The 4,387-nt window shown below is 71.0% G+C and carries 5 protein-coding genes; 4 read left to right on the top strand and 1 reads right to left on the bottom strand.

Annotated features, from left to right (window positions below):
• The 4 genes from VF697_RS22160 to VF697_RS22145 all read left to right on the top strand — a co-directional run.
• The coding region (locus VF697_RS22160) for a sensor histidine kinase (RefSeq protein ID WP_331098105.1) at window positions 1-576 on the top strand (576 nt) is incomplete at its 5' end.
• A 165-nt stretch (window positions 577-741) separates the two neighbouring features.
• Window positions 742-2,112, top strand: a complete 1,371-nt coding sequence (gene hemN, locus VF697_RS22155; RefSeq protein ID WP_331098103.1) for an oxygen-independent coproporphyrinogen III oxidase — start codon at window positions 742-744, stop codon at window positions 2,110-2,112.
• A 2-nt stretch (window positions 2,113-2,114) separates the two neighbouring features.
• The gene (locus VF697_RS22150; protein WP_331098101.1) at window positions 2,115-2,702 is read left to right on the top strand and encodes a hemerythrin domain-containing protein; all 588 of its coding nucleotides are present in this window, start codon (window positions 2,115-2,117) and stop codon (window positions 2,700-2,702) included.
• A gap of 5 nt (window positions 2,703-2,707) precedes the next feature.
• Window positions 2,708-3,070, top strand: coding sequence for a response regulator (locus VF697_RS22145; RefSeq protein ID WP_331098099.1), 363 nt, complete (start codon window positions 2,708-2,710; stop codon window positions 3,068-3,070).
• A 120-nt stretch (window positions 3,071-3,190) separates the two neighbouring features.
• Here VF697_RS22145 and VF697_RS22140 read toward each other — a convergent pair.
• Window positions 3,191-4,387, bottom strand: a 1,197-nt coding sequence (locus VF697_RS22140; RefSeq protein WP_331098097.1) for a hypothetical protein, incomplete at its 5' end; no start/stop codon positions are given.

Raw genomic sequence — 4,387 nt, 5'->3', positions numbered from 1 at the left:
CTGGAGATGGCGTTCTCCGAGACGCGCTCGGGCGTGGAGCGCATCCGGCAGATCGTCAAGGACCTGAAGGGCTTCTCCCGGATGGACGTGGAGGATCCGCTGGAGTGCGACCTGTCGGAGGTGGTGGCGGACGCGACCCGGCTGGCGGAGATCCGGCTCAAGCACGTGGCCCGACTGACGGTGGAGGTGCCGACGGACCTCCCCAAGGTCTTCGCCACGCCCCGGCGGCTGGCCCAGGTGGTGCTCAACCTGCTCGTCAACGCGGGGGACGCGCTGGAGGATGCGAAGACGGCCCTGGGCGAGGTGTGGGTCCGGGGCGAGGCGCGAGGCGAGCGCGTGGTGCTGCTGGTGGAGGACAATGGCCCCGGCTTCCCTCCGCAGGTGCTCTCGCGCCTCTTCGAGCCCTTCTTCACCACCAAGGGCCCGGAGCAGGGCACCGGCCTGGGCCTGTCCATCTCGCGCGAGCTGGTGGAGCGCTTTGGCGGGACCCTGCAGGCGGAGAACCGCTCCGAGGGGGGGGCCCGCCTCCGTATCGAGCTGCCCGCGCTCAGTGGCAGCTCGGATGACCTGCCGTGACCCCCACCGTCCGGTGGAGAGGTCGCTGACCAGGCGTCCGGGCCGATGGGCGCCTGAAGCGCAACCCTTGCGTTCAAACGCAGCGCTTGCGCTCGGAAGGGACGTCCGGACGGAGGAGGCCGGGGGCACGGCGTTGGCACGGTGCTTGGAATGGAAAGGGGAGCGATGGTTGCGTCCCTGGAAATCCCCACGCCTTCCGAAGAGCTGATGCGGCGGTACAACGTCGCCGGCCCTCGCTACACCAGCTACCCCACCGCCCCCGAGTGGCGGCCCGACTTCGGCACGGAGGACTACGCCGACCGGCTCGAGGCGGCCCGCATTGCTGGGGCCGATGAGCCCCTCTCCCTCTACGTCCACCTGCCGTTCTGCCGCAGCCTGTGCTGGTACTGCGGGTGCAACGTGGTCGTCTCCAAGGACCGGGGCGCGGCGGACGTCTACGTCGACCACGTCCTCCAGGAGCTGGCTCAGGTGGTGGACCGGCTCGGGCCCCGGCGCAAGCTGGCGCAGCTCCACTGGGGGGGCGGCACGCCCACCTTCCTCTCCGAGGCGCAGATGGAGCGCCTGTGGAGCGGCCTCACCCGGCACCTCTCCCCGCTGCCGGACGCGGAGGTGGCCATCGAGGTCCACCCGGCCATCACCACGCCGGGGCAGCTCTCCCTGCTGAGGCAGCTCGGCTTCAACCGCATCTCCATGGGGTTGCAGGACTTTGACCCGAAGGTGCAGGAGGTGACCAACCGCCTCCAGCCCTTCGAGCAGACGCGGGAGTTGCTGGAGCACGCGCGCACCCTGGGCTTCTCCGGGGTGAACTTCGATCTCATCTACGGGCTGCCGCACCAGACGCCGGAGAGCTGGGCGCGCACGCTGGAGCAGGTGCTGTCGCTGCGGCCGGACCGGCTCGCCGTCTACTCGTTCGCCTTCATGCCGGACGTGCTCAAGCACCAGAAGCGCATGCCGGCCGAGGCCCTGCCGGACGCTCGGACGAAGATGGAGCTGTTCCGCTCGGCGTGGACGGCCTTCGCCGAGGCGGGCTACCGGCCCATCGGCATGGACCACTTCGCCGTCCCGGAGGACGAGCTGGCGCGCGCCCAGGAGCGGCGTGCGCTCGGGCGCAACTTCCAGGGCTACACGGTGAAGGCGGCCTCGGACGTGGTGGCGCTCGGCGCCACGGGCATCAGCGACGTGGGAGGGGCGTACGCGCAGAACGTCCGCGCCCTGCCGTACTACTACGAGCGCGTCCGCGAGGGCCGCTTCGCCACCGAGCGCGGCATCCGACTCAGCGAGGACGATCGGCGCCGCCGCGCCATCATCACCCAGCTCATGTGCAACTTCTGGGTGGACCTGGGCGAGGACGGCCCGCGCGACTTCGCGCTCGAACTGGAGCGGCTCAGGCCGCTGGAAGACGATGGGCTGGTGCACCGGGAGGGGAGCCAGCTCGAGGTGACTCCCCTGGGGCGGCTGTTCGTGCGCAACGTGGCGATGGTGTTCGACACGTACCTGCGCCGGGCCGAGCGGCCCCGCTTCTCGAGGACGGTGTGAACATGGACGCCATTGACATCCTGATGAAGGAGCATCGCTCCATCGCGCGCGTGATGGACGTGCTGGAGCGGGCCGTGGCGCACGGCCGTGCCGGGGGGGTTGTCTCCCCGGTGCTGTTCGAGCGGGCCGCGTACTTCCTCCTCACCTTCGTGGACGGCAGCCACGATGCGAAGGAGGACGAGGTCTTCCAGGCCATCACCTCGCGAGGGCTGCCGCTGGGCGCGGGCGTGCTGGCGGCGCTCTCCGGGCAGCATGCGCTGGGGCGCGAGATGGCCGGGGAGCTGCGCGAGGTGGTGCGGGCCGTGGTGCGAGGCGAGCAGGAGCCCGAGGAAATGTACGCGCTCGCGGAGCGGTACGTGCGCCTGCACCGGGGCCACACGGAGGTGGAGGAGGGGCGCTTCTTCCCGATGGTGCGGCGGCTGCTCCCAGTGGACGAGATGGAGCGGGTGCGGGCGAGGTTCGCGCGCATCGAGGCCGCGCACGGCTCGCTGGCGGACGCGGCGGATGCGCTGGAGCTGGCCTTTTGCCTGCCGGCCCTCCCGGTGCGCCGGGTATGGGGCGGGAGGCCGCAACCGTGGGGCGGCAGGTGAGCACGATGAAGCGCATCCTGGTGGTGGATGGCGAGCCGGTGGCCACCGGAGCGCTGTGCGATCTCCTGGCGATGGATGGCTATACGGCCGTGGGCCTGTGCGCCACCCAGGAGGCGCTCCAGCGCCTGCGCGACGAGGTCTTCGACGCCGTCATCACCGATGTGGAATTGCCCGGGGGCCGAGGGCTGGACGTGGTGCGCGCGGCGCGCCAGACGAGGCCCGGCGCGCCGGTGCTGGTGGTGACGGGGCACGTGAACTCGCTGGCCTGCGAGGCCGCCCTGTCCCTGGGGGTGTGCCGGGTGCTGGGCAAGCCGCTGCGCTACGAGACGCTCATCTCCGAGCTTCAGACGAGCATTCGGGGCCGGTGACTCCGGCGGGCTTCACTTGTAGACGTCTACAAGCGAAGTAGGTGAAGGTGGTTTTCCATGCCACATCACTTGTAGACGTCTACAAGCGAGCCGCGCCAGGAGCCTCATTCTGAATTGGGCTCAGGCCGCCGTCACTTCCCCCGAAACCAACGCGGGAGCCTCCAGGAGCGGGGTGCCCAGGAGGACCCGGGTCACCCGGGCGTCGTACACCATGCCGAGCCGGGTGAAGAGCTCGAGGGCTTGCTCCAGCTTGCGCTGGCGCTCCTGCGTGCCCTCCGGCTCGTGCCGGGCCAGCTCCAAGAGCGCGTGGGCCTCGTCGGCCGTCATGGACAGCCGCCGCGCCTGCTCCAGCGCCTGGGTCCACGCCTTGCGCGCCGCCGCGTGCTTTCCGGACAGCCACAGCAGGGTGCCCCGGATGCGTGCCGCCCGGCTGCGCCCCACGCGGAACTGGCCCGCATAGGAGTCCAGCCGCCGCGACAGGTTCCGCACCGCGCGGCCCAGCGCCTCCGCCTCGGGCGAGCCCGTGGCGAGCGCCTCCTCCCACAACGTCAGGTACACGGTGCTGGCATCCGTGAGCGCCCCCAGGTGCGGCAGCATGTTCAGCCGCGAGTGCTCCCAGAGCGCCAGCGCCCGCGCGCCGTCCTCCTTCGCCCCCGTCGCATCGCCGGCACGCAGGCGGATGAGGGCCCAGTACGCGTGGCAGCCGATGCCCGTGAGCAGGTCGTCCCCCGGCAGCCGGGCGCGGCTGTAGCGCACCCACGCCTGGGCCTCCTCGTGGCGATCCAGCACCGAGAGCGCGACGGCCATTCCCGTGCTGCCCCAGCACTCGTGGCGCGCGTTGCCATGCGCGCGGGCCACATCGAGCATCTCCTCGTACCGCTCCAGCGCTTCCGCCGCGCGCCCGTCCAGCTCGAACACCGAGCCGGAGATGGAGATACCCGTGACGATGCAGTAGCGGTCTCCCAGCGTCTTCGCGTGCTCCAGCCCCGAGGTGGCCTCGTGCGCGGAGTCGGCGAGGTCACCCATGCCCAGGGAGATGAGCGCACGGGCGAAGTACTGGTTGCACAGGGCGCGGCCGTTGCCCTCCTGGGCGCGGGTGAAGAGCCGCTGCGCCAGCCGCTTCAGCCCGATCGTCCCGCTGATGAAGCCGAGGTTGTTGTACGAGTCGGAGGAGAGGGCGAAGGAGCTGGAGCGCTCGGCCTTGTTGACCGCCATGAGGCTGGCGGTGAGCATGGCGAGGATGTCGATGGCGTTGTAGCGCTCGCGCGCCAGCTCCGTGGCACAGCGGCCGGCCTCGGACAGGCGCTCGCGCAGCTC

The sequence above is a fragment of the Archangium sp. genome (genome assembly GCF_036388035.1).
Classification (GTDB): Bacteria; Myxococcota; Myxococcia; order Myxococcales; family Myxococcaceae; genus Archangium.
This window is presented reverse-complemented; position numbering and strand designations above follow the sequence as displayed.

Excerpts from the sequence above, each read along its gene's own strand:
- hemN (WP_331098103.1), top strand. The coding sequence starts at position 742 with ATGGTTGCGTCCCTGGAAATCCCCACGCCTTCCGAAGAGCTGATGCGG.
- VF697_RS22150 (WP_331098101.1), top strand. The coding sequence starts at position 2,115 with ATGGACGCCATTGACATCCTGATGAAGGAGCATCGCTCCATCGCGCGC.
- VF697_RS22145 (WP_331098099.1), top strand. The coding sequence starts at position 2,708 with ATGAAGCGCATCCTGGTGGTGGATGGCGAGCCGGTGGCCACCGGAGCG.